6 protein-coding genes are annotated in these 4,256 nt (G+C 70.1%); 4 read left to right on the forward strand and 2 right to left on the reverse strand.

What is annotated here, in order from left to right:
• Positions 1 to 1,116, reverse strand: a 1,116-nt coding sequence (sepH, locus tag AC5RV2_RS15260; protein WP_494093038.1) for a septation protein SepH, incomplete at its 3' end; no start/stop codon positions are given.
• Positions 1,117 to 1,439: 323 nt separating this feature from the next.
• Here sepH and AC5RV2_RS15265 point away from each other — a divergent pair.
• Positions 1,440 to 1,742, forward strand: a complete 303-nt coding sequence (locus AC5RV2_RS15265; RefSeq protein WP_493987423.1) for a DUF4193 domain-containing protein — start codon at positions 1,440 to 1,442, stop codon at positions 1,740 to 1,742.
• A gap of 48 nt (positions 1,743 to 1,790) precedes the next feature.
• Here the strand turns inward: AC5RV2_RS15265 and AC5RV2_RS15270 are convergent, their stop codons facing one another.
• Complete coding sequence (locus tag AC5RV2_RS15270) at positions 1,791 to 2,297, reverse strand: DUF3093 domain-containing protein (RefSeq protein ID WP_494093039.1); 507 nt, start codon at positions 2,295 to 2,297, stop codon at positions 1,791 to 1,793.
• A 191-nt stretch (positions 2,298 to 2,488) separates the two neighbouring features.
• Here AC5RV2_RS15270 and dut point away from each other — a divergent pair, with 191 nt between their 5' ends.
• The 3 genes from dut to AC5RV2_RS15285 all read left to right on the forward strand — a co-directional run bounded on the left by dut (position 2,489) and on the right by AC5RV2_RS15285 (position 4,135).
• Positions 2,489 to 2,953 carry a dUTP diphosphatase gene (gene dut / locus AC5RV2_RS15275; RefSeq protein WP_493999514.1) on the forward strand — a complete coding sequence of 155 codons (465 nt, stop codon included), beginning with the start codon at positions 2,489 to 2,491 and terminating at the stop codon, positions 2,951 to 2,953.
• 116 nt (positions 2,954 to 3,069) lie between these two features.
• Positions 3,070 to 3,795: a DUF3710 domain-containing protein gene (locus tag AC5RV2_RS15280; protein WP_494067650.1), complete on the forward strand. Its 726-nt coding sequence runs from the start codon at positions 3,070 to 3,072 to the stop codon at positions 3,793 to 3,795.
• Positions 3,788 to 4,135 (forward strand): hypothetical protein, encoded by a 348-nt coding sequence (locus AC5RV2_RS15285; RefSeq protein ID WP_494093040.1) that lies wholly within the window; start codon positions 3,788 to 3,790, stop codon positions 4,133 to 4,135. The genes AC5RV2_RS15280 and AC5RV2_RS15285 overlap by 8 nt, the downstream gene beginning before the upstream one ends.
• The last annotated feature ends 121 nt before the right edge of the window (positions 4,136 to 4,256 follow it).

The raw sequence follows: 4,256 nt of genomic DNA on the forward strand, positions 1-4,256 counted from the left end.
CCCGGTAAGGTCGCCGTCCTCGCCGCGGACGCCGCCGCCCGTTCCCGCGGCCGGCTCGTCCCGCAGGAAACCGGGCGCGCCGGAGAGCGTGATTTCGTGCGTGTGGGTGCTGATCCCATGCCCCAGTTCCAGGGAAGAGACCGCGCCGTCGTCGTAGGCCGGGGCCAGGGTCAGCGGGAAGCCGGCACGCGGCCGCGCGCCGGGGTCGTCGCCGGAATCATCCGCTTCCCCGAACGAGTCGCGCGGGTGGGCCGCCGGAATCGGACCGTGGGTGAGCATCAGGGCCAGCGCGTCGTCGGCATCTTCGTCGACGCCCAGCCGCTGCCCGCGCCGGGAGCGCAGCACGTCCAGCAGCTCTTCCGACTCGGACGACTGCCCGTCGTCCTCTTGCCCTGCCGGCTCGAGGTCCGGGTCCGCGGCGGTGTCGGCTTCGAAGTCGAAGACATGGTCGGTGACGGCCTTCAGCCGGCGCCCGGGGACCGGGCCGTCCACGGTTTCGAGCTCGCTCAGCTGCTGCGCCCACCGGTTGGCGTTCTGGATGGTGCGGCGGGCCGCATGGAACACCCAACGGGCGGGCGGTTCTTCCCCGATGGAGTCGGTGGCGGGAGCCGCCGGCGCGGTGAAGGATGCCACAACTTCCCAGGTGCCGTCGCTGCGCCGCCAAGAATTCCAGTTCATCGATTCCGGGTCGATACCGAAGGCGTGGATCCGGTGGTCCACCATCTCTCCCAGGGTGGCGGGCTCATCCCCGAAGGCCGACCGGTAGCCGTCGTGGCCGGGCAGCGGACCGGCGACTTCCACCTTGCGGGCCTGCTCGACGATGTAGTGGCGCTCGGCGAGCACCGGGCTTTCATAGCGCCGGATCCGCTGCAGGTCCAGGCCGGATTCGGCCGCGACCTCCTCGGCCGTGGCGCCCGCCCGGATGCGCGCCTGGATCTCGCGGGGGGACATACCGGCGTCCGACGGTTCGCCGGCCCCGGGAGCGCGCGTTGTTGTCGGTCGGAAGACCGCTGTGCGCAGGGCTTCGTCTATGGCCAGACGGTAGTCGTCCCCACCTGCGCTCAACAGCAGATGTTCGCCATCCTCATGGACACCCACCAGCCGTAGATCCTGCATGAAAACCCTCCACCAGACGACACTTTATGCCTGAAACTCTGCCACCCATGCCGGGCTTTTCCTATTGTTTTCGCAGGTGTGGCGCGGTGTTTGTGGCCAAGGTCGCCCCGATCGGGCGCCCCGTCCGCAGGCGGCCGTGAACGCCCTGCAACCCCTGGGTTTGGCAGGCGCACCGAAATCGGCAAGAATCTTCGCGTCACGGGCACAAAATCGACGGCGAACGCGTTGAGCCTGTGCACAGATCGTCAGGCACGGGCACGCGTCCCGGAACCGGGGGTCTGACGTGAAACTGGACCGGACCACCGGAGTGGGAGCAAACGACAATGGCCACTGACTACGACGCCCCGCGGAAGCCCGACGAAGAGACCCACGAGGAGTCCATTGAAGAGCTGAAGTCGCACCGGCGGACCGACACGCAGTCGGCCGTCGTCGACGAGGACGAGGCCGAGGCGGCCGAGGGGTTCGAGCTGCCCGGCGCCGACCTCTCCGGCGAGGAACTGCTGGTCCGCGTACTCCCGGCCCAGCAGGACGAGTTCACCTGTGCCTCCTGCTTCCTGGTCCGCCACCGGTCGCAGGTGGCCAAGGAGAAAGACGGGCTGCTCTACTGCCGGGACTGCGAGGGGTAGCCGCCGGCGACACGGGGAGGGTGCCGCCGGGGGCTGCCCGCGGGTCCGCTAGGACGCGTCCGGGGCGGGGCGGTTCAGGGCCGCGGCGAGCTGCTGCGGCCGGCGCGTGGAGGCGATCCAGTAAGGGGTCAGGTCCGTCTCGTCGGTGATTTCGATGGTGACCACCGGATCGATCCAGCCGCGCATGCACATGTAGGCGGTGCCGTTCAGCTTGGGGCCGCGCTGCTCGGTGGCGGCCTCGCCGGTGAACGCTTCCACCCGCCCCACGTAGCGTCGCTCGATCTGGGCGCGGCCCACCTGCAGCATGGTGTCGGTGACCAGGATCCGTGGCGTGGAGGCGATCAGCAGGACGGCCAGCAGGACGGCGGCGACGACGGCGCCGATGATGCCCGCGGTCATGCTGATCGGTGCCAGCATGACGATGACCGCGGCGGCGGTGCCGGCGGCGATGAGCCAGACCCAGAAATTGGGCCACAGCCGCTCATCGAAGTGGGTCACGGAGGAAGGACCGCCGGCGGGACCGGAGCCGCCTGCAGGGGTCGCGGGTTGTGTCATGGACTCAGCTTTTCACCTTTTGACAGGCATTTCACCTTGCTCCCGGCGGGCCCCCGGAAGCCCGCCCGTCCGCGGGCGCCACGGTTGAAAACGCGCTAGAGTGATGTGCGGAATATCTCAGCGGGCCAGGCCCTTGGCGGCCGCAGTCTTCCCGCCGCCACATCCGCAATCGCAAGGACAAACGATCACGAGTGCAGCAGACAACTGAAACGCTGACGGTCCAGCTGAAAATGCTCGACGACGGACTGGAACCGCCCGCCTACGCCCACCCGGGGGACGCCGGGGCCGACCTGCGGAGCCGGATCGATTTCCGGATCGCCCCGGGGGAGCGTGTCCTGGTGCCGACGGGCGTGGCGCTGGCGCTGCCGCACGGGTATGTTGCCCTGGTCCACCCGCGCTCCGGGCTGGCCGCCAAGCACGGACTGACCATCGTCAACGCCCCCGGCACGGTGGACGCCGGTTACCGGGGCGAGATAGCGGTCACCTTGCTGAATACCGATGCCAGTGAAACGCTCACGTTCAAGCGGGGGGACCGGATCGCGCAGTTGGTCATCCAGAAGGTGGAGACGGCCGCGTTCGAACGCGTCGCCGAACTCCCGGATTCGACGCGAGGGGCCGGCGGATTCGGATCCACCGGAGGGTTCGGCGCCGGTTAGTTCCGCACGCTCGGTGCGGGCACGCAAGCGTGCGCCCCGCCCGCCGCAGGCGGCATCCCCTCAGCGCAGACATTGAGCAACCCGGTGCAGGACCGGAGGAAGAGGAATCTCACGTTATGGCATTTGGGCGTTCCAAGAAGAGGAACCAGAACGACGGCGAAGGGCCGGAAGCCGCCGCGGCCGCACCTGGCGAGGACGCCACCCGGCCGGCGCCGGACAGCGGTCCCCGCCGCAACGGCCCCTACGACGACTCCGAGCAGGACACCGGTAACGGCTACCTGGACCTGGGTGCGCTGAAGGTCCGTCCCCGGGAGGGCCTGCAGCTGCGGCTCGAGGTCGAGGAAAAGTCCAAGCGGGTGGTTGCGGTGACCCTGGACCTGGCCGGTTCCAACCTGCAGCTCCAGGCATTCGCCGCGCCGAAATCCGAGGGGCTGTGGAAGGAAATCCGCACTCAGATCGCGAGTTCCGTGGGTTCACAGGGCGGCACCGTCCAAGAGATCGACGGACCGATGGGCACCGAGGTGGTGGCCAAGCTGCCGGCACAGACCGCGGACGGGAAGCAGGGCTTCCGGGTGGCCCGCTTCCTCGGCGTCGACGGGCCGCGCTGGTTTCTGCGCGGCGTGATCGGCGGACCCGCCGCGCTGGACCGGGCCAAGGCCGCGGACCTCGAGGAACTCTTCCGCTCCACCGTGGTGGTCCGGGGCTCGCAGCCGCTGCCGCCCAAGGACCTGCTGCAGCTCAAGATGCCCAAGGGCGTCCCGGGCCAGCCGCAGCCCGCGGCGCCGCACCACCCCGGCCTGACCGCGCCCGAGCGGGGCCCGGAGATCACCGAGATTGGCTGACCGCTCCCGCGTCCATCGCCGCTCCGCGGACAGCCCCATCGCCCGGCTGCCCGAGCGCGGCCACGTCGCCGCCACCGGGTTGGTTGAGGCGATCACCATCGCGCCGCCGGGGCAGCCGCCGCGGTTTTCCGCCGTCGTCACCGACGCGGGCCAGCAGGAGCCCGGCAAGTCCCGCGACGGCGGGCACCCGCGGGTCCGGCTCATCTGGCTGGGGCAGCGCCGCGTTCCCGGCATCGCGGCGGGCATCCGGTTGGCCTTCGAGGGCATGCTGTTCAGGGTGGAAGGAACCGCCACCGTCTACAACCCGCGCTACGAGATCCTCAGCCCGTTGGAGAATTGACCCATGACAGATCAGCAGCCGGACTCCGGTCCGCACATCGTGCCGCCGCCGGGGGACGGGCAGCCGTCGGGAGCCCGTCCGGAACCGGCCCGGGAACCGGGCAACAGGCGCCCGGACGCGG

The organism is Arthrobacter sp. Y3225116 (assembly GCF_059091245.1).